Source organism: Terriglobia bacterium, from assembly GCA_020073495.1.
Classification (GTDB): Bacteria; Acidobacteriota; Terriglobia; order Terriglobales; family Acidobacteriaceae; genus JAIQFD01.
In genome coordinates, this window is record JAIQFD010000002.1 from 245,543 (window position 1) to 268,734 (window position 23,192).

Genomic DNA, 23,192 nt, shown 5'->3' on the forward strand with positions numbered 1-23,192 from the left:
ATTTTGTTTTTGCGGGGATCAGCGGACGATCACCCCGGCGTAACCCACCACCATATTGCGGTCGCCGGAGACGTCGCCTGAGGTCGCGTACTTCACCAGTTCTGCGGAACTTGCGCCCAGGATCTTGGCCGCCGTGAGCATGGCCACCGTCGGCCCGTAGCCACACATGCTGATGTCCTCGTGCATGATCACATCGAACAGCCCGCGCGGATCCAAAGCCAGGATCTTGTCGATCGCCTTGTGGTCCTTGACCCGCGTGACCGCGTCCGACTCGTAATGGTTCATGTCGCTGGAGGCGACGATCAGCACGCGTTCCTTGCACTTGGCGATGAGGCTCGCCATGGCCTCTCCCAGCCCCTGCAACGGTTCGAACGAGCCGACTCCCACCGTGATCGGCACGAAGGTGAAGTTCGACTGCATGGCCTGGAGGAAAGGAAGCTGCACTTCCAGCGCATGCTCGGCCCGATGGGCATCCGCATCCTCGCTGACCAGTTTCGAGGACTTCAGCAGTTCCGCGGCGAGTTCCTCGTCCACCCGCGCCTGGCCGAGAGGCGTATCCCACACGCCTTGCTTCATCACCGCGAGCGGTTTTCCCATGCCGGTATGGTTGGGGCACAGAATGATGTAACGGGAAGGCAGATCGAGGCGCGCGTACACCGCTCCTGCCACGTGCCCCGAGTACATATAACCGGCGTGGGGCACGATGCAGCCCAGGGCGGTTACCTTCTCGGCCGTAGGCCGCAGGTAGGACTTGATGTCATGCAGGAGGACGTCCGGCTGGGCGGGATAGAAGCGTCCGGCGACCGCCGGGTGCCGTACAAGAGGCATAGGCACCTCCTGCTCAGGGATTGTGCGCCTGCGCCCCGGCAAAGCGCAACGTCATGCGACCTGCGGAGCCGCCGCGCTTCGCCTACTGTGTTCCACGCAGGTGACGGAACATGGAGGCAGCTTTGGCTAGGGAAATGGCCTCGGCGCGCTCATCCGCTTTCACTCCAGCCGCCGCCAAAGCGCGGCGGATGTCTTCGTCCTGGTAGCGCTCCCGCAGGTTGTTGCGCAGCGTCTTTCGCTTCTGGCCGAACGAAAGCTTCAAGTAATCCTCGAACTCCCGACCCGAAACCTTTAGGCTCTCGACCTGTGGCTGGACCGTGAGGCGCAGCACCGTGGAGTGAACTTTGGGTGGCGGCGCGAACGCGCCCGGAGGTAGCGTGAACAGCTTTTCAATCTTGGCGTAGAGCTGCGTCGTCGCCGAAAGCAGCCCGTAGTCGCGCGACCCCGGCTTGGCCGCGATGCGGTCCGCCACCTCCTTCTGCACCATGATCACAATCTCCGTCATCACCTCGTGGAACCGCAGCAGGTGCAGGAGGATGGGGGAAGTGATGTAGTACGGCAGGTTGCCGACGACCACCGCCTTGTCGCTGGCGCCCGGGTGGATATCGCCTGAGGTCCGGCGCTCGCGGCGCATCAGTCTGCCAAGGTCGATGTCGAGCACGTCCCCTTCCACGATCTCGAGATTCGGCCGATTGGCGTGCTTCATGCGCAATTGCGCTCCCAGGACCCGGTCGAGCTCGATGGCGATCAGGTACCCGGCGCGGTTCGCCAGCAGTGAGGTCAGCGCACCCCGGCCGGGGCCGATCTCGATGACCACGCGCTGCGACACGTCGCCCAACGCGTTCACAATGCGTTCCGCCGCCCTCGGATCGGCGAGAAAGTTCTGTCCCAATCTGGGACGCCGCGTTTCCCTCGCGGGCCTTCTACCCATGCAGCTCCCTTGCGTTGACCCTTCCTGTTACGGGATTTAGACTAGACCTTCCGCCCGCAAGCCATCGCGGATCTCGCCTGTTCGGAGGTCTCCCCAATGCGTATCGCCTTCGCGGCCTCGGAGTGCGTTCCTTTCTCCAAGACCGGGGGCCTGGCGGACGTGGTCGGCGCACTGCCGCCCGCCCTCTCCGCCCTCGGCCACGACGTCACAGTCTACCTGCCGCGTTACAAGCAGACCAAGCTCACCGATCCCAAAACCGTCCTGAAAAGCGTCACCATACCCTTCGACGACAGCCATCGTTTTTGCTCCGTGTTAGACGGCGGGAAGCACTCGGGCGTGCAATTCTACTTTATCGAGTATCCGCCTTTCTTCGAGCGCGACGCCCTCTACGGCACTCCGACCGGCGATTATCCCGACAACGCCGAGCGCTTTGCGCTCTATTCGCGCGCGGTGCTGGAAGCCACCAAGATCCTCGGCGTGCCCGACGTCTTCCACTGCCACGACTGGCAGAGTTCGCTCATTCCCGTGCTGCTGCGTTCCGTCTACGCGGAGGACCCGGTATTCCGCGGCGTGCCCTCCGTTCTCACCATCCACAATATGGGCTACCAGGGCCTGTTCCCACCGGACACTCTGCCGCTGCTCATGCTTTCCTGGGACCTGTTCACCATCGACAAGATGGAATTCTACGGCAAGGTGAATTTCCTTAAAGGGGCTCTTACCTTCGCGGACTTCGTCACCACTGTCAGCAAGAAGTACAGCCAGGAGATCCAGACCGCCGAGTACGGCTTCGGCCTGGAAGGCGTGTTGCGTGGCCGTGCTGCCACCGTCACCGGCATCCTGAACGGCGTGGACTACGACCAGTGGAGCCCGGAGAAAGACAAGTTCATCAAAGCCAAGTACTCGTCCGAGGACCTGAGCGGCAAGGCGGAGTGCAAGAGGGACCTGCTGGCGGAATTTGGCTGCACCGGCGCCAACGTCGACCTGCCCGTCATCGGCATCGTGTCGCGGTTCGCGGCGCAGAAAGGGTTTGACCTGATTTCCCAGATCGCCGACCGCCTGGCTCGCGAAGAGCTGATCATCGTCGCCCTGGGCGCGGGCGACAAGGAGTACGAGGACCTGTTCCGCCGCCTCAACAAGCAGTTCCCGCAGAAGATCGCGGTCAAAGTGGCCTACGACAATGCCATCGCGCACAAGATCGAGGCCGGGGCCGACATGTTCCTCATGCCCTCGCGCTACGAGCCCTGCGGTCTGAACCAGATCTACAGCCTGAAGTACGGCACCGTGCCGGTGGTGCGCGCCACCGGCGGCCTCGACGACACCATCGAGCCCTGGGACGCCAAGGCGGGCAAGGGCACTGGCTTCAAGTTCAGCGAGTACAGCGGAGAAGCGCTGCTGCTTACCATCCACCAGGCGCTGGCCGCGTTCAAGGATAAGGCCGGCTGGCAGAAACTCATGCGCAACGGCATGGCGAAGGACTTCTCCTGGAACAACTCCGCGAAGGAGTTTGTGCGTGTGTACGAGCGCGTGCGGCAGACGCGCTCGGCTGCCGCCTGAGCTAGCAGAGGAATCGGCCGACCGGCAGCATTTCCTTCGCTCCCGAGGTCGAGAGCAGCACGGGCAGGTCCGCGAAGATCGAGACCAGGATCCCTCCGATCCTCCACAGCCGCGCCTGGTTGTCGCTGCCGATGAGGAAGGGCACAACCCCAGCGTCCTGGCGCCTCAACAAGGCCGCCATGATCCCCCACTCGATCCACCGCACCGGGGCATAGACCTCCAGGTACATAAGCGTGGGATTCCGGGGGACCTCCAGGTGCGCCATCCCGCCGACCACGAAGACACCGATCCCGAAGAACACGCCGATCACGACCCGCAGCGCGCCGTAGCCCAGCGCGGCGCGGAAGGTCCGCTCGTATCGCAGTAACCCGACTCCCACGTAGCACCACATGACGTAGGCGAGGAATTTCAGAGCAATGTAGATAACGAACCCCCAGCCAGAGTCCATCACGAAGGTTCCCCCAAGGTCCCCCCGCCGGGGTGTTCGACAGAACGCTTCCGCCGGGCGAAGAAGTAGAAGATCGGTATGCCGGCCGCGATGATGAGCGATCCGGCGATCGAGTTGCGCAAGTTGTCCAGGAACGTGTAGTACAGCAAGACTCCCGAAGACGCGATGAACACTGCCGGAACAACGGGGTAGCCCCACATGCGATAAGGACTGGTGTCGCCGCGTCTGCGGAAAACGAACACCGTTCCCGCCGCCGCCATGTAGATCAGCCACTCGGAGAAGATGGACAGCGAGAACAACTGCTTGAAAGTGCCCGCGAGCAGGAGCAGCAATATCGCCATGATGGCCTGCACCACGATGGCCGTCGAAGGCGTCCGGAAGCGCGGATGGACTTCCGCCAGCGCGCGGAAGAAATAGCCGTCGCGAGCCATGGCGAACGCCGGCCGCGCCCCGCTCATCACCGTTCCGTTCAGCGTCACCAGCATCGAGACCGCGATCCCCACCGAAAGTGCCGCGGCGCCCCAGGCGCCGAGCACGGCTTCGACCGCGTCCGCCGCGGGACGCTTCGAAACCGCTACCACCGCCGCCGGCATCACGTACTGCACCGCCGCGTTCACCGCCATGTATAGCCCGATCAGCACGGCCACACCACCGATGAGACCGATGGGAAGATTCCGCTCCGGGCGGCGCACTTCGCCCGAAACCATGGTCAGGTCGTTCCAGCCGTCGTAGGCCCAGAGCGCCGCCACCAGCGCCGCCATGAATCCCGCGATCCCGCCCTGCGCGCCTTGGAAGCGGGTCGAAAAGTTGCCGATACTTCCGCGTACGTAGCTGAACCCGACGGCCACGATGGCGCAGATCATGGCCACTTTCAGGATGGTGAAAACGAGCTGGAAGTCCGCCGCTTTCCGGATCCCGATGTAATTCAGGCCGGAGATGAAGAGGGCGCAGGAGATCGCCACCACCTGCTCGTAGGTCACGGGCAGCGGCGCGAACACACGGGACGGTAGGAAGGAGAATACGGAGAATTCGCCCAGCGTGCGCACGATCCCGGCGGTGACGGTGGCGATCGAGGCCGGCTTGGCGATCATGAACCATGTCCAGCTGTTCAGGAAGCCGAACAATGGGCCGTAGGCGTCGCGCAGGTAGGCATACTCTCCGCCGGTCTGCGGCCTCAGGGCGGCCAGCTCGGCATAGGTCAGCGCCCCGAAGAACGACAGGACTCCGCCGGCGATCCACGCCAGGTACACCAATCCGGGAGAGCCGACCGCCTGCATCATCTCGGCGGGGACCAGGAAGATCCCGCTGCCAATGACCGTGCCCACCACGATGGCAGCGGCGTGCCCGGCGCCAAGTTCGCGGGGAAGCTGCCGTTCGCTGGCAGCTCCTCCTGGCGTGCTCATGTCCTTTGTCTTTCCCCCAGCATCAGGCTGGCAATATACCCGACCGCGAAGGTGACCGCCGAACCGATCATCACGTACCAGGTCCAGGGCACCTTGGTTCCCAGCCACAGGTACACGTTGAGAACGAATCCGCACAGCATGCCGAGCATCGCGCCGCGCTCGTTCGCCGCCTTGGTCAGCAGGCCAAGCAAAAAGACGCCCAGCATAGCGCCGTACGCCACCGACGCGATCGAAAGCCCGACCTCCACCACGTGTCCGCCGCGGCGCGACAGAAGCGCCAGCGCGAACAACACGATCGCCCAAACGATGGTGGCGAAGCGCGAGACGCGCACCCGTTCACGCTCATCGGCGCCCGGATTGCGCCGCAGGTAGAAATCCACGATCGAGGTCGAAGACAGGGAATTGAGCGCCGCGCTCAGGTTCGACATGGCCGCCGCCAGGATCGCCGCGATCAACAGCCCCGAGATCCCGTGCGGCATCTGCTCCACGATGAATCGGGGAAAGATACGGTCGGCTCCAAGGCTGGCGATGAATCTGGTACCGCGGGCATCGAAGCTGTAGTACGCGAACAGCATCACCCCGATCACGAGGAAGAGCGTGAACTGGAACAGGATGACCACCCCGCTGGCCAGCAGCGCCACCTTCGACTGGCGCTCGTTCTTAGCCGCCAGGAGCCGCTGCACCATGAGTTGATCGGTGCCGTGGCTGGCGGTCGTGAGAAATGTTCCGCCGATGAGCCCGGACCAGAATGTGTAGGTGCGGAAGAAGTCTGGCGTGAAGTCGAACACCCGGAACTTGCCCGCCGCCGACGCGACCTGCTGCGCCGTCGTCCAGCCGCCCACCATGTGCAGGATGGTGTAGAAGCCGACCAGCGTGCCGCCGACATAGATGGCCAGTTGCACCACGTCCGTCCAAATCACCGCCGCCATCCCGCCTTCGAACGTGTAGATCATGGTCAACGCGGTGATGATGGCGATGGAGGCCACATCGCCTGTCCCGAGGGCGATCCCCACCACGATGGACACGGCGAACACGCGCACCCCCTCCGCCGCAGCTCGCGTGACCAGGAACAGCCCCGCGGTCAGCGAACGCAGCCGTTGCCCGAAGCGGCGGTCGATGAGCTGGTACGCCGTAAACATTTCGCCGCGAAAATACTGGGGGATGAAGATCAGGCTGATGATGACTCGGGCCACCAGGTACCCAAAGACCACTTGCAGGAAGCCCAGGTTGGTCTCGAACGCCAGTCCGGGGATGCTGATGATGGTGAGCGTCGAGGTTTCCGCGGCGACGATGCTGAGCGCGATCGCCCACCAGGGCACGTTGCGGTCGGCCAGGAAGTAGTCGCGCAGGGTGCGCTGCGATTTCCGGTAGCGCAGCCCAAACAGCGTGATCCCCGCCAGATACGCGGCCACGATCAGCAGGTCTGTGGTGTCTAGGCGGTGGATCCGCTCCTCCCGATTCGAGACTCAACCAGAAACTAGAAATGAGAAACTGGAAACTGTAAGTGTCCGGATTCTCGCATACCTGTGATAGAAACTCCCCGTGGGCTACTTCCTGGGCATTGACGGCGGGGGTACCAAGACGGACTGCGCGGTGGGCGACGAGCACACCATCCTCGGGCGGGGGTCCGCTGGCACAGCGAAGCTGTCGCGCGTGAGCGAGGAGCAGGCCGGCGTCAACCTGCGCGCCGCCATCGAGCAAGCCTGTGCCGCCGCCGGGATAAAGCCCGCGATCCTCGACCGTACCTGCTACGGCCTGGCCGGAGCTTCGAATCCCAAGAATGCCGACGCCGCTCGCCGTCTCATCGCTGCGACCGTAGGAGGGCAGATCGAGTTCGTCGGCGACATGGCTATCGCCCTCGAAGCGGCATTTCCGGCGGACTCTGGCGTGGTCGTGGTCGCGGGGACCGGTTCGATCGCCTACGGACGTAACGAGCGCAACGATACCGCGCGCGCCGGTGGCTGGGGCCCGGTTGTCTCCGACGAAGGGTCTGGCGACTGGATCGGGCGCGCCGCCGTCTCCTTGGCCCTGCGCGCACACGATGCCGGCGAGACCACCAGCTTCCTTCCTGCCATCATGAACACCTGGCATCTCGCCACGTACGACGACGTTGTGCGCTTCGTCGGCTCGACTCCGCCGCCTGACTTCGCCGCACTGTTTCCGCACGTTGCCGAGCACGCGAATCAGGGCGACGATCTCGCCCGCGGCATCTTGCTGCGTGCCTCCGGAGAGCTCGCCGAGCTCTGCCACATCGTCCTGCGCCGCCTGTGGCCGAACGAGAAGGCCTCCACCGAGGTTGCCATGTGCGGCGGCATTTTTCGCAATTCGGCGATCATCCGGGAAGCCTTCACCGAAGTGGTCCGCAGCCGCCGGCCGCATGTGCGCGTCAGTCTCAGCGAACGCGAACCGGTCGAGGGTGCGCTCGCGGTCGCCCGTCGCAAGGCTCGCCCATCGAGTATTTTCGGCTGACATGCGCGATACCCCCCATCGCGATCACAGTGCCGCCCCACGCCAGGCGCGGGTCGCTCCCGCGGAAATCGCCCGCTTGGAGCAACTCCTGCAGAGCCAGTCTGCCGACGTGTTGCGCGAGGCCGCCGCGCACCCCGGCATGAATGAAGACCTCACGTTGTCTTTGCTGGCTCGCCGCGACCTCCCCTTCGGGGTGGTCGAAATACTGGTCAAGAATGCCAGCGTGATGAAGCACCGCAAGGTGGTCTCCGCGATCGTGGGCCACCCGCGCACCCCCCGCCACGTCTCGCTTCCCATGGTGCGCATGCTGTACGCCTTCGAACTCATGCAGGTCGCATTGACGCCGGCGGTGGCGCCCGACATCAAGCGCGCTGCCGAAGATCAGATTGTCCAGCGCCTGGAGACCACGTCCATGGGCGAGCGCTTGACTCTCGCCAAGCAAGGCTCGAACCGCGTGGCCGAGGCGCTGCTCTGCGATCCCGAGACCCGCATCGTCGAAGCCGCGCTGCTCAACCCGCGCATGACCGAGGCCAGCATCGTCAAAGCGCTGGGCCGCGATAGCGTTCCCGTGCACTTCGTGGAGCGGGTCTGCCGCCACTCCAAGTGGTCGTTGCGTCGCGAGATCCAGCTCGCGCTGCTGAAAAGCCACCACACGCCGCTCGGCCGCGTGCTCGCATTCGTGCGGTCGTTTTCCAGCCACACTATCCAGGAGATTCTTAAGCACTCGCGCCTTCCGGCGACCGTCAAGATGTACCTCTTTGAAGAGCTGAGTGAGCGCGAAAAACGGCAGAATTCCTCATCGGAAACTTCCGGCTGATTCCGGTCGATAGTTCAAGATGCTGCGGTGGTACGGAAGTATTCGAGAATGGCCTCGGCCTGCTTGCCATTCACCACGGCCGACAGCGCCGCCGCGTCCGCCTGCTGGATAGCGCGCACGCTGCCGAAGTGTTGGAGCAGCCTCTTCGACGCACGTGCCCCGATGCCGGGGATCTCCAGCAGCTCCGTACTGCGGTCGCGCATCTCGCGCCGCTTGCGGTGGAAGGTGACAGCGAAGCGGTGCGATTCGTCGCGGATGAGCTGCACCAGGTGCAACACGGGCGAGTGGCGGTCGAGCGCCACGGGCTCGTTCTCCTGCCCCTGGACGTAGATGATCTCCTCGCGCTTGGCGATCGCGGCCAGCGGCTGGTTGATGATCCCAAGCTCCTCCAGCGCCGCCGCCGCCGCGTGCAACTGCCCGATGCCGCCGTCGACCAGCACCAGGCTGGGCATCTTTCCCTTGTCCGCCTGCACCCGCCTGTACCGCCGCCCCACCACTTCGCGCATCGAGGCGAAGTCATCCACGCCCTCCACTGTGCGGATGATGAACTTCCGGTAGTCCGACTTCTTCATCTTGCCGTCTTCCCAGACCACCATGGACGCCACGGTCTCCGCGCCCTGAAGGTGCGAGATGTCGAAACACTCGATGCGCCGCGGCAGCGCGGGCAGTGTCAGCGCGTCTTGCAGCGCCTCCTGGATGGCCTTAAGGGCCGGCTTCATCACTCGGAAGCGCTGCTCGTACGACTGCTTCGCATTCTGTCCTGCCAGATCCACCAGCGACCGTTTCTCGCCGCGCTGGGGAATCACGATCTCGACCTTGGCCCCACGCTTCTCCGCCAGCAGCTCCTGCAACGTCTGCCGGTCTTCGAAATCGACCGGCACATAGACCGTGCGCGGGACGTACTGCTGATCGAGATAGATTTGCTTCAGGAGGGCAGAGAAGAATTCCCCGGGATTGAAGCTGGCGCCGTCGGCGAGCATCGGCAAGTCTTCCCAGAAGAACTCGCGCCGGTCCACGATCCGCCCGCCGCGCATGTGGAAGGCATTCACCGCGAGCATGGTGGCCTCGAAGTGGTAGCCGAAGACGTCGGCATCGTCGCCCACGGCCGCCGCGATGCGCTGCTTGGCCCCAAGCTGCTCGACGGTCGAGATCAGGTCGCGGTACTTTGCTGCGCGCTCGTATTCCTGCTGCGCTGCCGCCTGGTCCATGCGCTCGCGCAGCGAGCGCCCCAGGTCCGAGTGGTGCCCATCCAGGAACAGCCGGACGTCTCGGACCGCCTCGGCGTACGTCTCGTGGGTGGTCAGGTTCTTCACGCACGGTCCCAGGCAGCGCTTGATGTAGTACTGCAGGCAGGGACGTTGGTGGTAGCGCGTCAGGTCCACGGTGCACGAGGGCACCAGAAAATTGCGGTGGATCACGTCAGCCAGCCGCCACGCAAGGTTGCCTGGGAAGTAGGGGCCGTAATAGACACTCCCGTCTTTCTTCAGCCGCCGCGTTACGTACACGCGGGGGAAGCGCTCGCCCAGCGTCAGCTTGATGTAGGGGTAGGTTTTGTCATCGCGCAGCAGAATGTTGAAGCGAGGTTTCTTCTGTTTGATGAGGTTGTTCTCGAGCGCCAGCGCCTCTTTTTCGTTGTCGACGACGATGTACTCGATATCGACCGCTTCGCGCAGCAGGGAACCGGTCTTGGCGTCCTCCTGCGCCCCCTCGAGAAAGTACGATCGTACCCGCGCCCGCAGGCTCTTGGCCTTGCCGACGTACACCACCTCTCCCGCGGCGTTCTTGTACAGATACACCCCGGGCTGGGGGGGCAGTTCCCGGATTTTCTCTCTCAGGTCCATCGTTTCTGTCGCAGGCCGGCCGACCCCGGCCGGCCGTGCAGAATGGTTCGCCGTTCGTCAGGGACTTCCTTCTATGCTACCAGCCGCCCGAGCGCTGGCGACGCAGCTTGCACCCCGGTCACTTCGCCCGGCAATGGATGACTATTTTTCTTTCTCGTGCTCAGAACAACTTTTTGTCTCCGCTGGCCTTTAGAATATGAGTGACCATGTTGCGGCGTCTCTCCATCCTGTTCTGCCTGGCGGCAACTCTTGCGTCAGCGCAGCAACCTGCGCTTAGCGGTTCCGCGCCCGGGTGCGCCAACTTACCCCACCTGCCCCGAACCACCCCGGACGACACTCCTGATCAGAAGGAAAAGAAGAGCTTGAAGCAACGCGTCAAAGACCAGTTCGCCGATGGGTGCACGCATGTGTTCTTGACGAGTTGCTGGGGGAAGCAGGGTGACGATTCCCCGGCGACAGTTCCCGCCCCGGGCGTTCCGGAATCGAAGGACAAAGACAAGGCCACTCCACCCGACAAGCAACAGACCGCCGATCAGAAGCAGACAGCTTCCGCTCAGAGCGCTCCCCCGGCGAAGCCGGCTTCCGACTTGAGTTTCCCCGAAGAGCAATCCCGTCGCGCGCAGGAAGCGGCACAGGGTCAGCAGCAATATCCGGCGCACATCTCATCCGGAAGCAGCTCGAGCAAGGAAACCTACAACCCGCCTCCCAGCAAGCCCACGTCGGGAGAGATCGATGTCATCGAGATGCGCCCCTACAATCCGCACAAGGCGGAGAAGGACGTCGAGGTGGGTGATTACTATTACAAGCGTTCCAACTATAAGGGAGCGATCGGCCGCTACCGCGAGGCCCTGGACCTCCGGCCGGGCTACCCGCTGGCCACGTTCAAGCTCGCCGACGCGCTGGAAAAGGATAAACAGATGGAAGAGGCCGCCGTCTATTACAGCGAGTACGTGCGGCAGTTCCCCGACGGCTCGCAGGTTGCGGCTGCCAGGGAAGCTCTCGCGCGGCTCGCCCCCCTCATCCGGGCGGACGCCGCACGTTTGAAGCAGGCCGAGGTGGATCACGATCTCCGGGCGGGTGAGGTGTTGCTCGTGCAGAAGAATTTCCCCGCAGCGGTGCAGCGCTTCTGCGATGTGGCCCAAGTCGATCCCGACAACGCCCGCGCCATCTTCCGCCTGGCACAGGCGCTCCAGGCGACGGGCGAGTTCTCCGCCGCCTTCCAGAACTACCAGACCTACCTCAAGCTGGATCCAGCCGGCGACTTCGCCCCTGACGCCCAGCGCGAGATGCAGCGTCTTGCTCCCCAGGTGCAGCAGGGGAAGGTTACTTCTCCTTCTTCAGAAATCCGCCCGTAGATGCATTTACCGCGATCTTCAGCTTGTAGTTGGTCGGCGTGTCTCCGTAAATGACGTGCCAGATCAGCTCGTTGCTCTTCCCGTCCCAGTCGAGCGTGTAGATGATGGGAGTGCCTGGAGCCTTCTTCAGGAACGCGTCTCCACCCTTTTCCTGCGCCGCTTTGTAGGCTTGGTCGCTGTCCGTCTTCAGGAAGTTGACGTCAAACGGCTGGGTCGACGTGTTCGAGGGATTGAAGGAGTCGTCGGGACCGAAGGAGATGCCGCGCTCGGGCATGTTTTCTCCGCTGCCGCCGCTCCAGGTGTAAGGCTTCACCGCGCGCTTCCCCGGCGAGGCGAACCACGCCAGCCAGATCTCGGCCTTGCCCTCCGCGCCCGACGAACCTTTCGTGGGGACGGATTGCAGCCGGAAGGGTTTCGCGTCCGGCGCCCAGATCCGCGCCGTGGTGTACATCCTGTAGAAAGCGGTCCGCCCCGTCTCAAACTCAGGCGCCTTGCTCTGCGCCGCCGTCGGCTTCGACGGGGTTTCGGATGCGGGCTTCTGCGGTTCCGACGAACATCCGGTTAGCAGCGCCGCAAGCAATAGGAGAGCCAGCTTTCTCATATCTACCGTCCGTATAATGCCTTGTCGTGCCTGCGCGCATACGCGTGCAGTCCGACGCTATTCTATTTGACACCACCGAGGCCGGTATGGATTTTTGGCTGCAACGCGCGCTGCAGGAAATCGATTCCGTCACCGGAGGTATCTCCAACGAGCAGATGATCTGGCATCCCGCGGAAGGGAAGTGGTCCGTGGCGCAGATCCTCGAACACCTTTCCGCCACGTTCCGCACCAGTGTCTCCGCGCTGCGCAAAGCATTGGATAGCGGCCAGCCGCAAGCCGGCCGCGGCAGCTTTGTGAAGTGGCTCTCCACCCGAGTCGTCGCCGACCTCGGCTACTTTCCCTCAGGGCGGCCCGCGCCCAATTTCAGCCTCCCCAAAGGTGCTCCGCCGGATCAGGTCGCGCGCGAGATCCGCGAAAACCTCGTGGCCATGGACGGCGTGCTTGCCGACCTGGAGCGCAAGTTTGGCGCCGGCGTGAAGCTCGCTGACCACCCCGTTCTCGGGCCCTTCACCGTCACCGATTGGCGCAAATTCCACTACCGCCACACTCACCACCACATGAAGCAGGTCATCGCCCTGCGAGGAAGATTGCCGGCCGCCAGCGGGCAGACGTAGCGGGATTCCTCCCTTACCGGCTAGTCCAGACCGTAGGCGTGGATCTTGTTGAGAAGGGTCTTGTAGGAGATTCCCAGGCGCTGCGCGGCGTTGGCCTTGTTCCACTTGCACTCCCGCAGGGTGGCTTCGATCTTGGCTCGTTCCACCGATTCGACGGCCTTCGAGGATGTTTCGGCCAGCGATTCGCCGGCTGCCGCGGCCGCCCTCACGTTCGCCGACAGCCCCAGCGCGGCGGCATCCAGTTCGCCATCGTTCAGGATGGCGGCACGTTCGATGACATTCTGCAGTTCGCGCACATTGCCCGGCCAGTTGTGCGAACGCATGGCCGCCAGCGCGCTGGGCGCGAACTTGAGCCGGGGCTTCTTCAGTTCCCGGCGGAACGATTCCAGGAATCGTTCCGCGATGAGCACCACGTCGTCGCCACGCTCGCGCAACGGCGGGATGCGGAGAGGGAAGACCGCCAGCCGGTAGTAGAGGTCGCGGCGGAAGGTCCCGGCCTGCACCGCGGCTTCCAGATCGCTGTTGGTGGCGGCGATCACGCGCACGTCGGCGCGGAACGGTGCGGTGCCCCCCAGGCGATCCACCACTTTCTCCTCCAGCACCCGGAGCAGCTTTGATTGCGATGACGCGGGCAGGTCACCGACCTCGTCCAGGAAGATGGTTCCCCCGTGCGCCAGTTCGAATTTGCCGGCCGCGCGCCGGTCGGCGCCGGTGAACGCACCGCGCTCGTGGCCGAATAACTCGTTTTCCACCAGGCTCTCGGGGATGGCGGCGCAATTCAGTGCGACGAACGGTTTCTGGGCCCGTCCGCTGACCTGGTGGATGGCGCGCGCGAACAGCTCCTTGCCGGTGCCGCTTTCGCCCAGCAGCAGCACCGTGCTCTCGGTCACCGCGATGCGCTGCATCTCGCGCGCTGCCGCCTGGATGCTGGAGTGCTCGCCGATGATCCGGGGGAAGCCGGCGCGCCGCGAGAACTCTTCTTTCAGCACCAGGTTCTCGCGCAGCAGTTGTTGCCGCTCGATGGCCCGGCGCAGCAGGTGTTTCAGGTGCTCCAGTTCGATCGGCTTCTGGATGAAGTCGAAGGCGCCGTCGCGCATGGCGGCCACGGCGTCGCTGATGGTGCCGTATGCGGTCATGACCACCACCGGCATCGCGGGGTCGACGTCCAGGGCCCCTTGGAGCACGTCCATCCCCGAGCCCGAGGGCAGCTTCAGGTCGGTCAGCACGGCGGAGAACCCCTGCCGCTCCAGCGCAGCGAGGGCCTGGGCCAGGTTCGATGCCGGGGTCACTTCATACCCCATGCGCCGCAGTGCTGTTTCCAGCATCTCGCGCAGCTCAGCCTTGTCCTCGACCAGCAGGATCGTGTCCATAAGGGAAAAGCCCCCAGGCAGGTGCGCTGCTGGGGGCGACGGCCTCTCGAATTCTAGTCGCCGACCGAGCTCGAGAGCCCGGCCTTGCGGATGTCCTCGCGGATTTTCTCTATTTCCGCGTTGGCATCGGCCAGCTGCTTCTGAAGGTCCTCGATCTCCTTGTTGTGCTTGTCGGTCTCTTCCTTGTATTTCTGCGGATTGTTGAGCAAGGCGTTGCCGGCGTTCGTGTACCAGTCGATGCTGTGCAGCTTGAACTCGCGGTTGGAGACCTCGATGTTGCGCTGGATCTCGGCGACCTTTTTCTTCTTCTCGGCGATCTTGGCCCTAAATTCCGCCGCAGCCTTGTCCCGTTCGTCGGCGGACATCTCCTTCTCCTTGCCCTTGGCATCCTTCGCCGCGGCGCCGGTGTCGGCAGGCACCGCGGAGGCCTCCGCGGGGGTAGTGGTAGTGGTGGTGGTGGTGGAGCCGACATCATCATTCGTCCACACCTTGGAGGTGGGGGAAGTGGGCTTCTGCTTTTCTCGCTGCTTGCGCGCATAGTCGCCCAGCGACACTTCCTGCTGCGCCCACGCATTCGCCGCCATCCCGATCAACAGCCCTGCCAGCACGACGTACAGAATCCGCTTCATAACGACCATCCTGGTTGTTCCTGGGGTCCCGGAAACAGCACCCCGACTTGCCACTCCCTCTATATCTTATCCCTGTTTTGCCGTCGTTGTAGCCAGCTTTTCCGCGGGAAACGATAGGGTAAACGTCGTGCCACTTTGGTCACTAGTCACCGCGATCGTTCCCCCGTGTTGGCTCACGATGCGGTGCACCAGCGCCAGCCCCAGGCCTGTCCCCTCGCTCTTGGTGGTAAAGAACGGGACGAAGATGCGGGGCAGCGCCTCGGGCGGGATGCCCCGGCCGTTGTCGCGCAAGGTGAGCCGCGCTCCCTGGGAGTCGTTTTCGGCCGACGCCTGCACCCGGACGGATCCGCTGTCCCGCGCCGCCTCCGCGCTGTTGCGCAGCAGGTTAGAGAAGGCCTGGCGGAGAGCCGTCGGGTCGCCGCAGATGGAGAAGCCGCTGGGCACGCCACCGACGTCGAGTTCGACGCCGGCCTCGCGCCCGCAATCTTCCAGCGTCTGGTGCAGGTCAACGGCCTGAGACGCCAGTTCCTGTGGCCGCGCGAAAGCCAGGAAGTCGGTCACGATGCGCGTCAGGTTACCCGTCTCGTCCACGATCTTTCCCGCGAATTGCTGCACGGTCTGAGGATCGTTGTCGCCGCGCAGCATCTGGGCATAGCCGGAGATGGTGGCCAGCGAGTTCTTGAATTCGTGTGCGATGCCGGCCGACATCTCGCCCAGCGACGCGAGTTGCTCGCGCAAGCGCATCTGGCGCTCCAGGGTGGTGATGTCGGTGAGGTCGCTGACCAGGCACGCCGTGCCCAGAGCCTCGTCCGCAGCGCCGCGCACCGGCGAAAGCGTGATGCCCAGCACACGCTTCTCCCCTGCCGGCGTGGTGTAATCGGCTTCCAGCCGGCGATACGCGACGCCATTGCGCGCGGCCGCGGCCAGTGCGCCGGCCAGCGTTTCATCCGCGATCTCGCCCGTCTCTCGCCGCACTTCCGCCACACCGCGGAAGAGGTCGCGCGCGTGCATCCCGAACGCCGTCCCATATCCCAGGATCTTCCTGGCCGCCTCGTTCGCCTGCCGCACCATGCCGGTGCTGTTGAACAGCAGCACGCCGCTCGAAAGGTTGGAGAGCACCACTTCGCTTAGGTTCTGCGAGGCCGCGGCCCGCTCGCTGGCCTGCTGGCGCACCCGTTGGAGTTCCTGTTCCTGTTCCTTCAGCCGCTGGATCACACCGTGATAGGCGGCAAGCTGGAATTCAGGGCCATCCACCGAGGGGCGGCGCTGTTCCGCCTCGCCCGCCAGGTCCTTGCGCAGACGCCGCATCACGTAGATCCCGAGGACGAACAGGAAGGCGGCGGCGAGAAACACGATCACCATGCGCAAGACCAACGGATTGGTGAGTAGCTTCATCGGTACAGGCTCATGTACCAGGCGAACACAGTATTGCCGAAAAAGACTGCCAGCACCGCCATACTCCCCAGGAATACGCCGAACGGCATCTCGTAGCGGCGATAGACGATCCGGGCCGACCTCCAGGCGCGTCGTCGCGCTCGCCGCAGGTCTTCATGGGTTCTCACCAGGCGGCGCCGGGTACGCCGCATCCAGACCACCAGCATGGTCCCGACCCCGAAGAACGTGCCCGTCAACGACGCGGCGAAGATGGTCAGCACCGTGAGCTTGATCCCAAGGAAGGCTCCTACCATGGCCATCAGCTTCACGTCGCCGAAGCCCATGCCCTCGACCCCGCGCGCGTGGTAATAGATCGCCCCTGCGCCGTAGATGAACGACGCCCCCACTATCGCTCCCAACGCGGCATCCATCACCGACGCCCACTGCCAGGAGGGGAACGGGATCTTCATCCAGGCCGTCAGCAGCAAGGTCACGGAGTTGTCAACGCGGACGATGGTGCTGAAGACCATCCCCAGCACCAGGCCAGGGAGGGTCAGGGAGTCGGGCAGCAGCTTGTGCTCGGCGTCGGTAAAGATCAATCCCAGGATGAGAAAAGAAAAAATGCAGAACTTCAGGGCCGCCAGCGACAGTCCAAAGGCCGCATAACACCCCAGAAACAGGAGCCCGGTCAGCAGCTCCACCACGGCATAGCGCGGCGAGATTGGCGCCTTGCAGTCGCGGCAGCGGCCACCGAGCACCAGCCAACTTACCACCGGGATGTTGTCGTACCAGCGGATCGGGTGGTGGCACTTGGGGCAGGCCGACGGCGGGCTGACGATAGACAGTTCTTTGCGCGACAGGCCTTGCGCGGCCAGTTCCTCGTCGCTGTAGCAGCGCAACGCCAGGCGGTGGATGCACACGTTCAGGAAGCTTCCCAACAACAGTCCGAACAGGAGTACCGCCGCGCCGAATAAATTAGTCTCAAAGTTCACGCTGATTCGCCGGTGCTCAAGGGGGATTTCTGGCGATTATACGTCGGAAGGCGGGCCAGGCCGGGTTACCGAGGTGGATGACCTCTACGCGACTCCGGGTGTTGCCGAACGGCATTCGGGATCATGGATGACGATGAAATACGTGCGTGGCGATGTCCGGCCAGAACTCGCGAAAGGCGTTGGTGAGAGCGTCGCGGCCGAGAGCGAACGCGTATTTCTTGGCGAGCGCCCCCCCGGTGTGGCTCTTGGGAGGATAGTAGGAGATCGAGATTCCCTGCGCCGCGGCGCGACCGAATACCTCGGCGATGTTAAAGGTATTATGGCCGTGGTAATCGCGAGCAATGAGGATTCGTGAGCCGGCGTAGCTGAAACGCTTCCAGAAACCGCCTTCGCCAAGTGCGAAGTAGCGTTCGTCCTCATGGAAGATTGTCGGCAAGGCGAAGATCACCAGGTAGTTGCCATCCGTTTTGTCGAGGAACCCCCGCCAGTAGTAGCGCCCGAAGCCGGGCATGCCCTTGCCGAGTTCGGGGTGAGCATCCGTGCCCTCGGCGATGGCCGAAGTGATCCCAACAAACAGAAATGACGAGTAATCGAAGCTGTTCTTGGTGGCGAGTATAAAGCTTTGCTTCGGCGTGGGTGGCGGCGGGATCGCGCCCGCGCTGACGGCACGGAAGTTGGGCATGATGCCGAGGATTCGTTGGGGTTGCTGCTTGGATGGCGTGGCTGCCTGGTCCGCTGGCTTCGCGGGCGGTTGGTTCGCGTCGCCGGCGACGCCGGGCGTGCCGGACTGGGCCGGTGGCGGATTCGTCGCCTGGCTTTGCGCCTCGACGGTTCCGGGTTGCGCGGATTGGGACAGTGCGGAAGGTGCGGAAGGGATGCCGCCCTGCTGGGCAGACGCGCACGCTGCAGGCAAGATGAGTGCTAGCGACAGAAAGAATCGCAAAAATCGACCCTCACACCCTGGTATTCATCGGTCGGAATCGTCGTCCCGATCACCCGGCACCTGAAATTATCTTAGCATCCGCCTCGAATCAAGCCTCTCCCGCCTCAGTCGCGGAAGCGTAGCAGGTTGCCGTGGAGTTCTCCGGCCCCATCTGCGTTCGGGGGAAGCTCGCCGGTCCATTCCGTCCGGTTACGATTGACCAGCCGCATTTCAAGCGGGCACATCTTCCAGCCATTGCCGGTGTCCTCGCGCACCGAGAACGCGAATCCCGGCGTGTCCTCGTCCGATTCAGTGTCCTTCCACTCGAACAGCGTCGCCTCCAGCCCCTCGCTCAACGCCTCGCCGGGCAGAAGGCACAGGACCCAATCGTGAAGCGTGTCGACGGCGTACGCACCCGGCTCGACGCCCACGATCGCCTGCTTCACGTTCGCCCCGTGTTCGCGTGCGATCTTCGCGGTGTCGTCGTCGGAGGCGCTGTCAATGAGCAGCACCTCGTCGCATGGCCGCAGCGAATCGAGCGTCCTTCCGATTCGCCTGGCGTCGTTCCGGGTGTGGATGAGGGCGGTGATCTTGGGCATGAATTGAGGGCTGAGGCAGCCCGTGTCGAGCATACCGCAGCCCTCGGGTCTCGTCACTCCAGCTACTCCTCGCGGCGCTTCAGCACCGGGGGGTTAGTGTCGTCCGGTTGCGGAGGGCTCTGGTCGTTCGAGTAGTCGTGGACATTCTCGCTGGTCGTCATGGGCGCGCGCGGGCGGCGGCTGTTGCTGGCCGACGGCGTCACCGTCAGCGGGCTCTCCAGGCGGAAGGCCAGGAGCTGCTCGGGCGTGATGTGGATCTGCTGGCCTTTGGTGGCCGCCTGTACGCCGGTGCCGGCGCCTGCGCCCACGGTCGCGCCGATGGCGGCGCCCTTGCCCCCGCCGATGATCCCGCCCAGGATGGCTCCGACCGCCGCGCCCCCACCCACCTTGGCCGCCGTATTCTTGCCGCGCGAGCTCCCCTGGCGCGAGTACTGGTCGGTCTGCACGTTGTAGCGCCGCCCGTTCACGCTGACAGAGGTGAGCTCCAGCGCGATTTCCGACTGGCCGGTGAAGTGTCCCGAGGAGCGAAGTTGCGCCACGCGGCCTTCGATGTCGGCGCCCTGCGGCAGAATGACCTGGTCACCGATCGAGATTGGCGTATCCAGTGTCGCGTGGAAGCGGTCGCCGATCTGATTGCGGTCCGAATCGATGGGGTCGATCATGCGGATCGACAAGGTCGTGCCATCGGGGATGGTGACCGGCTTGGGCGGCGGAGGCGGTGCTGGTGTCTGCGAGACCGGAGCTGTCGCCGGCGCCACGGCGGGCGCCGCCGGTGGGACTGGCGTCATTTCCGCCTGCTGGTACGTACTGCTGCGCCGCGGCGCAGTGGCTACGTGTCGCGGCGAAGGCTTGCGCGCGGGAGCGGGGGGCTCTGGCGGCTGTGCCTCCTCCACCGGAGCCGGCACAGACGCTTGCGCCTCCATCACCGTCAGGTTGTTCACCACCGTGCGGACGCCCTCGACCAACGCCGCGTCATTGGCGGCGGCCGTGCGTTCCAGTTCGCTGCCCACGTTGCCCGACAGCGTCACCACGCCGTTGTTCGCCGAAACCGTGACCTGCTTGGTGGGGACGTTGCCGTCGCCGAGGATCTTCTGCTGCACATCGTTGGCGATCTGCACATCGCTGCGGGCGCGGTTGCAGCCCACGTTCACCGCTATTGCGAAAATTAATGTGGCAAGTGCGACGCAGCTCCAGCGTCTGGCGCTCATAGGTTGCTCCTGGTCAGGACCCTGTGCTTCGATTACCCGGTAGTTTAGATGCGGAGCCGCCGTTTTCGACTGCCTCCGCCCAGGATTTTTCCTGTCCGCACTAACCCGCGCGCCGCGCACAAGTTGCGGTTACCCGCTCGGTTACTCTCGGCACTTGGGTTCCACTCTTCCCTGTGATAAACAATCCAGCGGCCAATTGCATGATCAACGTGGAAAGATCCGAATTCGACCCCAACGAGGGACGCTGCCAGTACTACGTCCTGCTCAAACCGAATGCCTCGAAAGGGGACGTCGAGGTTCACATGCGCGTGCCTGTCGAGGTAGGCATTTCTGTCTCCGAGAGCGGGGACCTGGCCGATCTCAGTTTTATTGTTCCCAAGAAGTACCGCAACGACAACGCCCTCTCTTTCATCAAAGCGCATCGCGAGTCCGCCAACTACGTGGACCCTCGCGTCTTCATCTCCATCCCCGGACTGACCGGCGATTCCGTCCTCTCCGCCGCCGCCAATCTCGAGGTCGACGTCGCCGGACGCATCGTGGGCGTGGACATCCACTGAGGGTGGAAGCGCAGGCCTTCCGGCTTGCGCATTAAGCGCGAACAAAACTACCCCGGCGCCACCATCGCCGCACCGGACGCCGCGGCATGCCGCGCGCGCTTCAGCTCGCTCACGTCGCCCATGACGATGATGACCGTACTGGCCTGCACTTGGTGGTTGTCCGGCGGATTGGGGAGAAACGACCCGTCCTCCTGCCGGATGGCCAGCGGCAGCAGGTTGTACCGGTGACGCAGGTCGATGTGCTGTAGCGTCGTTCCCACCCAGGGAGAGCCCGAGCCGATGTCGATCTCTTCGATGCGCAGCGTGCGCCCGTGTTCCTTCAGCATGACGTCGAGGAAGCCGACTACGTGGGGGCGTAGCGCCTCGCTGGCCATGCGCATCCCACCGATGTGGTTGGGCGAGACCGTCGAGTTCGCGCCCGCCTTCATCAACCGCTCGGCAAAGCGCTGGTCGGTGCAGCGCGCGATGATGCGGATGTTCGGGTTCTTCTGCCGCGCCACCACCGTGATGACCAGGTTGTCTTTATCCGAGGCCAGCGATGCGATCAGCCCTCGGGCGCGATCGATACCCGCCTGGTCCAGCGTGTTCTCATCGGTCGCGTCGCCGGTGACGTAGAGGACTTCCTTGTAGACCGGATCGTGCTCCTGCAACTTCTTGATGTTCTCTTCCGTGTGCTCCACCACCACGTAAGGGGTCCCGGTCTTCTGGAGTTCCTCGACGGCGTAGCGGCCGGTGTCGCCCAGGCCGCAGATGATGTAATGGTGTTTTACCGCTTGGATACGTTTCTGCATCTTGCGTCTCCAGAAGATATTGGTGATCTCGCCTTCGACCAGGAAAGCCGTTACCACCGAGAACATGTACACGGTGATGGTTACCCCGAACAGCACCACGAACATGTTGAAGATGCGCAGGGCGGGGCTGTGGCTGGTGTCGACGATCTCCCCGTAGCCCACGCCCGCCAGGGTGATCACCGCCATGTAGAGCGCCTGCAGGAGCGAGACGTTGCTTCCACCCAGCAGGCGGTAGCCGGTGACGGCCGCCGCCGTGATGACCACCATCACCAGCAGCGCGTAGGCGAGTCTTCGGCGGATGTCCATGTGTGGCGCGGGTCTCGGGGAAGGGAAAGCGAGCGGATTGTAGCACAGCTTTGCGGGCCTTCCCGCCGGTTCGGCGCGCGCAGAGGCGCTCCCGCTCCGCCTGTCCTCAGTCCCGCTTGGGCGCTGAGTGGAAGGAAAATCAGTTCCGGAGGCACGCGTCTGGCATTACACTCTCCCCATGCAGGACGTTTCCGCCTTCATCCTCGCCGGCGGCAAAAGCACCCGCATGGGCTCCGACAAAGCCCTGGTCGAGTTCGATGGAGAAACCCTGCTGTCCCGCGCTCTGCTCAAGGCGCGAACCGTTGCCAGCCGCGCGTGCATCGTCGGGGCGCGCGAGAAGTTCGAGCTGTTCGGCCCGGTGATTGAAGACCTTTACCCGGAGCGCGGGCCTTTGGGCGGCATCCACGCCGCTCTCCAGGCCAGCAACACCGAGCTGAACCTGGTGCTGGCGGTGGACATGCCCTTCCTGCCCGAGGCCGCCCTGAAGTACATCGTGGTGCAGGCGTGGGGCTGCGACGCCGTGGTCACCGTGCCCCGGGTTGCAGGCTTCTACCAGACGCTCTGCGCCGTCTACCGGCTGGAATTCGCCGAGCTCGCCGAAGAAGCCTTGCGCGCCGGCCACAACAAGATCGATCCGCTCTATGCCCGGACTTCGGTGCGCATCATTGAAGAGGCGGAGCTGGCCGAAGTTGATATCTTTCCCGCTATGTTCGACAATCTCAACACGCCGCAGGATCTGGAGCGCGCGGTGCGCACTCAGCCGGCCCGGACCTCATGAACCACGAACCGCAGCCCTACATCGAGTTCCAGGATGTCTCCAAGGCGTTCGGCGACCACAAGGTGCTGGACCACGTCAGCTTCTACGTCCTGCCCGGCGAGACGCTCTGCATCCTGGGCCGCTCCGGCGTGGGCAAGTCGGTCGCGCTGCACAACCTCATTGGTTTTCTCAAGCCGGATTCGGGGCGCATCATCGTGGCCGGCGAGGACGTCACCGATTTCGGCGAACGTGACATGGAGCGCATCCGCAAGAAGGTCACCATGGTCTTCCAGAACGGGGCGCTCTTCGACTCGCTCACGGTCGGCGAGAACGTGGCCTTCCCGCTGCGCGAGCGCCGCGACCTCGACGAGGTCCAGGTCTACCAGGTGGTGGACGGCCTGCTGGAGATGGTCGGCGTCAAGCAGTTCCGCGACCAGTTGCCTTCGGACCTCTCCACCGGCATGAAGCGCTCGGTGGCCATCGCCCGCGCCCTCGCCGCCCAGCCGGAGTGCATCCTGTACGACGAGCCCACCACCATGGTGGACCCGCTAATGGCCCAACTGCTGGGCGATCTGATCAAGAAGTTAAAGTTTCAGTTGAAGCTGACTTCGATCGTGGTCACCCACGATATGCGCCTGGCCGAGAAGCTCGCCGACCGCATCGTCTTCCTGCATGAGGCCCGCGCCATCTTCTTCGGCCCCTACACCGAGATGGAGCGCAGCTCGGAGCCCACCCTCAAGCAGTTCCTCCGCCTCGACGAACTCGTCCTTCCCGGCCAGGAGCCGACCCGCGACCAGCCGGGCGCGTCCCCACCGGCCTAGGACAA

Annotated in this window: 23 protein-coding genes; 8 read left to right on the forward strand and 15 right to left on the reverse strand. The window is 64.0% G+C overall.

Annotated features, from left to right (window positions below):
- Positions 1-18: 18 nt before the first annotated feature.
- Positions 19-828 (reverse strand): AmmeMemoRadiSam system protein B, encoded by an 810-nt coding sequence (amrB, locus tag LAN37_04875; protein ID MBZ5646540.1) that lies wholly within the window; start codon positions 826-828, stop codon positions 19-21.
- 82 nt (positions 829-910) lie between these two features.
- Positions 911-1,759 (reverse strand): 16S rRNA (adenine(1518)-N(6)/adenine(1519)-N(6))-dimethyltransferase RsmA, encoded by an 849-nt coding sequence (gene rsmA, locus LAN37_04880; GenBank protein MBZ5646541.1) that lies wholly within the window; start codon positions 1,757-1,759, stop codon positions 911-913.
- Between the two features lie 96 nt (positions 1,760-1,855).
- On the opposite strand from rsmA, the gene glgA reads away from it, so the two are divergent.
- Complete coding sequence (gene glgA, locus LAN37_04885; GenBank protein ID MBZ5646542.1) at positions 1,856-3,313, forward strand: glycogen synthase GlgA; 1,458 nt, start codon at positions 1,856-1,858, stop codon at positions 3,311-3,313.
- Position 3,314: 1 nt separating this feature from the next.
- On the opposite strand, the gene LAN37_04890 is transcribed toward glgA, so the two are convergent.
- From LAN37_04890 to LAN37_04900, 3 genes are read right to left on the reverse strand one after another with little or no spacing between them, the layout of a single operon-like run.
- Complete coding sequence (locus LAN37_04890) at positions 3,315-3,761, reverse strand: hypothetical protein (protein ID MBZ5646543.1); 447 nt, start codon at positions 3,759-3,761, stop codon at positions 3,315-3,317.
- Complete coding sequence (locus LAN37_04895; protein ID MBZ5646544.1) at positions 3,761-5,164, reverse strand: amino acid permease; 1,404 nt, start codon at positions 5,162-5,164, stop codon at positions 3,761-3,763. The genes LAN37_04890 and LAN37_04895 overlap by 1 nt, the downstream gene beginning before the upstream one ends.
- Positions 5,161-6,540, reverse strand: coding sequence for a sodium:solute symporter (locus LAN37_04900; GenBank protein ID MBZ5646545.1), 1,380 nt, complete (start codon positions 6,538-6,540; stop codon positions 5,161-5,163). Before LAN37_04900 ends, LAN37_04895 begins: the two co-directional genes overlap by 4 nt.
- 166 nt (positions 6,541-6,706) lie before the next feature.
- On the opposite strand from LAN37_04900, the gene LAN37_04905 reads away from it, so the two are divergent.
- Entirely contained in the window at positions 6,707-7,633 is a 927-nt protein-coding gene (locus tag LAN37_04905) for a hypothetical protein (protein MBZ5646546.1), read from the forward strand.
- Between the two features lies 1 nt (position 7,634).
- Positions 7,635-8,450 (forward strand): hypothetical protein, encoded by an 816-nt coding sequence (locus LAN37_04910; GenBank protein MBZ5646547.1) that lies wholly within the window; start codon positions 7,635-7,637, stop codon positions 8,448-8,450.
- Between the two features lie 14 nt (positions 8,451-8,464).
- Here LAN37_04910 and uvrC read toward each other — a convergent pair whose 3' ends face one another.
- Positions 8,465-10,291 carry an excinuclease ABC subunit UvrC gene (gene uvrC / locus LAN37_04915; protein MBZ5646548.1) on the reverse strand — a complete coding sequence of 609 codons (1,827 nt, stop codon included), beginning with the start codon at positions 10,289-10,291 and terminating at the stop codon, positions 8,465-8,467.
- Between the two features lie 206 nt (positions 10,292-10,497).
- Here uvrC and LAN37_04920 point away from each other — a divergent pair, with 206 nt between their 5' ends.
- The gene (locus tag LAN37_04920) at positions 10,498-11,646 is read left to right on the forward strand and encodes a tetratricopeptide repeat protein (protein ID MBZ5646549.1); all 1,149 of its coding nucleotides are present in this window, start codon (positions 10,498-10,500) and stop codon (positions 11,644-11,646) included.
- On the opposite strand, the gene LAN37_04925 is transcribed toward LAN37_04920, so the two are convergent.
- Positions 11,615-12,247 (reverse strand): hypothetical protein, encoded by a 633-nt coding sequence (locus LAN37_04925; protein MBZ5646550.1) that lies wholly within the window; start codon positions 12,245-12,247, stop codon positions 11,615-11,617. The two genes, LAN37_04920 and LAN37_04925, sit on opposite strands and share 32 nt — an antisense overlap.
- A 26-nt stretch (positions 12,248-12,273) precedes the next feature.
- Here LAN37_04925 and LAN37_04930 point away from each other — a divergent pair, with 26 nt between their 5' ends.
- Positions 12,274-12,861, forward strand: coding sequence for a DinB family protein (locus LAN37_04930; GenBank protein ID MBZ5646551.1), 588 nt, complete (start codon positions 12,274-12,276; stop codon positions 12,859-12,861).
- 20 nt (positions 12,862-12,881) lie between these two features.
- Here the strand turns inward: LAN37_04930 and LAN37_04935 are convergent, their stop codons facing one another.
- From LAN37_04935 to LAN37_04965, 7 genes are all read right to left on the reverse strand, one after another.
- Positions 12,882-14,231, reverse strand: a complete 1,350-nt coding sequence (locus tag LAN37_04935) for a sigma-54 dependent transcriptional regulator (GenBank protein MBZ5646552.1) — start codon at positions 14,229-14,231, stop codon at positions 12,882-12,884.
- 53 nt (positions 14,232-14,284) lie between these two features.
- Positions 14,285-14,860 carry a hypothetical protein gene (locus LAN37_04940; GenBank protein MBZ5646553.1) on the reverse strand — a complete coding sequence of 192 codons (576 nt, stop codon included), beginning with the start codon at positions 14,858-14,860 and terminating at the stop codon, positions 14,285-14,287.
- A gap of 66 nt (positions 14,861-14,926) precedes the next feature.
- A complete protein-coding gene (locus tag LAN37_04945) occupies positions 14,927-16,255 on the reverse strand; it encodes a PAS domain-containing protein (GenBank protein MBZ5646554.1) in 1,329 nt (442 codons plus the stop codon).
- Positions 16,252-17,226 (reverse strand): prepilin peptidase, encoded by a 975-nt coding sequence (locus tag LAN37_04950; protein MBZ5646555.1) that lies wholly within the window; start codon positions 17,224-17,226, stop codon positions 16,252-16,254. Before LAN37_04950 ends, LAN37_04945 begins: the two co-directional genes overlap by 4 nt.
- A 121-nt stretch (positions 17,227-17,347) precedes the next feature.
- The gene (locus tag LAN37_04955; GenBank protein ID MBZ5646556.1) at positions 17,348-18,169 is read right to left on the reverse strand and encodes a hypothetical protein; all 822 of its coding nucleotides are present in this window, start codon (positions 18,167-18,169) and stop codon (positions 17,348-17,350) included.
- 104 nt (positions 18,170-18,273) lie between these two features.
- Entirely contained in the window at positions 18,274-18,804 is a 531-nt protein-coding gene (locus LAN37_04960; GenBank protein MBZ5646557.1) for a hypothetical protein, read from the reverse strand.
- 5 nt (positions 18,805-18,809) lie between these two features.
- A complete protein-coding gene (locus LAN37_04965) occupies positions 18,810-19,955 on the reverse strand; it encodes a BON domain-containing protein (GenBank protein ID MBZ5646558.1) in 1,146 nt (381 codons plus the stop codon).
- 209 nt (positions 19,956-20,164) lie between these two features.
- Between LAN37_04965 and LAN37_04970 the strand changes: the two genes are divergently transcribed.
- Positions 20,165-20,512, forward strand: coding sequence for a hypothetical protein (locus LAN37_04970; protein MBZ5646559.1), 348 nt, complete (start codon positions 20,165-20,167; stop codon positions 20,510-20,512).
- A gap of 47 nt (positions 20,513-20,559) precedes the next feature.
- Here the strand turns inward: LAN37_04970 and LAN37_04975 are convergent, their stop codons facing one another.
- On the reverse strand, positions 20,560-21,609 hold the full coding sequence (locus LAN37_04975) for a potassium channel protein (GenBank protein ID MBZ5646560.1): 1,050 nt from the start codon (positions 21,607-21,609) through the stop codon (positions 20,560-20,562).
- 178 nt (positions 21,610-21,787) lie between these two features.
- Between LAN37_04975 and LAN37_04980 the strand changes: the two genes are divergently transcribed.
- Positions 21,788-22,387: a molybdenum cofactor guanylyltransferase gene (locus tag LAN37_04980; protein MBZ5646561.1), complete on the forward strand. Its 600-nt coding sequence runs from the start codon at positions 21,788-21,790 to the stop codon at positions 22,385-22,387.
- Positions 22,384-23,187: an ATP-binding cassette domain-containing protein gene (locus LAN37_04985; protein MBZ5646562.1), complete on the forward strand. Its 804-nt coding sequence runs from the start codon at positions 22,384-22,386 to the stop codon at positions 23,185-23,187. The genes LAN37_04980 and LAN37_04985 overlap by 4 nt, the downstream gene beginning before the upstream one ends.
- Positions 23,188-23,192 lie beyond the last annotated feature (5 nt).

Excerpts from the sequence above, each read along its gene's own strand:
- amrB (MBZ5646540.1), bottom strand. The coding sequence starts at position 828 with ATGCCTCTTGTACGGCACCCGGCGGTCGCCGGACGCTTCTATCCCGCC.
- rsmA (MBZ5646541.1), bottom strand. The coding sequence starts at position 1,759 with ATGGGTAGAAGGCCCGCGAGGGAAACGCGGCGTCCCAGATTGGGACAG.
- glgA (MBZ5646542.1), top strand. The coding sequence starts at position 1,856 with ATGCGTATCGCCTTCGCGGCCTCGGAGTGCGTTCCTTTCTCCAAGACC.
- LAN37_04890 (MBZ5646543.1), bottom strand. The coding sequence starts at position 3,761 with ATGGACTCTGGCTGGGGGTTCGTTATCTACATTGCTCTGAAATTCCTC.
- LAN37_04895 (MBZ5646544.1), bottom strand. The coding sequence starts at position 5,164 with ATGAGCACGCCAGGAGGAGCTGCCAGCGAACGGCAGCTTCCCCGCGAA.
- LAN37_04910 (MBZ5646547.1), top strand. The coding sequence starts at position 7,635 with ATGCGCGATACCCCCCATCGCGATCACAGTGCCGCCCCACGCCAGGCG.
- uvrC (MBZ5646548.1), bottom strand. The coding sequence starts at position 10,291 with ATGGACCTGAGAGAGAAAATCCGGGAACTGCCCCCCCAGCCCGGGGTG.
- LAN37_04920 (MBZ5646549.1), top strand. The coding sequence starts at position 10,498 with ATGTTGCGGCGTCTCTCCATCCTGTTCTGCCTGGCGGCAACTCTTGCG.
- LAN37_04925 (MBZ5646550.1), bottom strand. The coding sequence starts at position 12,247 with ATGAGAAAGCTGGCTCTCCTATTGCTTGCGGCGCTGCTAACCGGATGT.
- LAN37_04935 (MBZ5646552.1), bottom strand. The coding sequence starts at position 14,231 with ATGGACACGATCCTGCTGGTCGAGGACAAGGCTGAGCTGCGCGAGATG.
- LAN37_04940 (MBZ5646553.1), bottom strand. The coding sequence starts at position 14,860 with ATGAAGCGGATTCTGTACGTCGTGCTGGCAGGGCTGTTGATCGGGATG.
- LAN37_04945 (MBZ5646554.1), bottom strand. The coding sequence starts at position 16,255 with ATGAAGCTACTCACCAATCCGTTGGTCTTGCGCATGGTGATCGTGTTT.
- LAN37_04965 (MBZ5646558.1), bottom strand. The coding sequence starts at position 19,955 with ATGAGCGCCAGACGCTGGAGCTGCGTCGCACTTGCCACATTAATTTTC.
- LAN37_04975 (MBZ5646560.1), bottom strand. The coding sequence starts at position 21,609 with ATGGACATCCGCCGAAGACTCGCCTACGCGCTGCTGGTGATGGTGGTC.
- LAN37_04980 (MBZ5646561.1), top strand. The coding sequence starts at position 21,788 with ATGCAGGACGTTTCCGCCTTCATCCTCGCCGGCGGCAAAAGCACCCGC.
- LAN37_04985 (MBZ5646562.1), top strand. The coding sequence starts at position 22,384 with ATGAACCACGAACCGCAGCCCTACATCGAGTTCCAGGATGTCTCCAAG.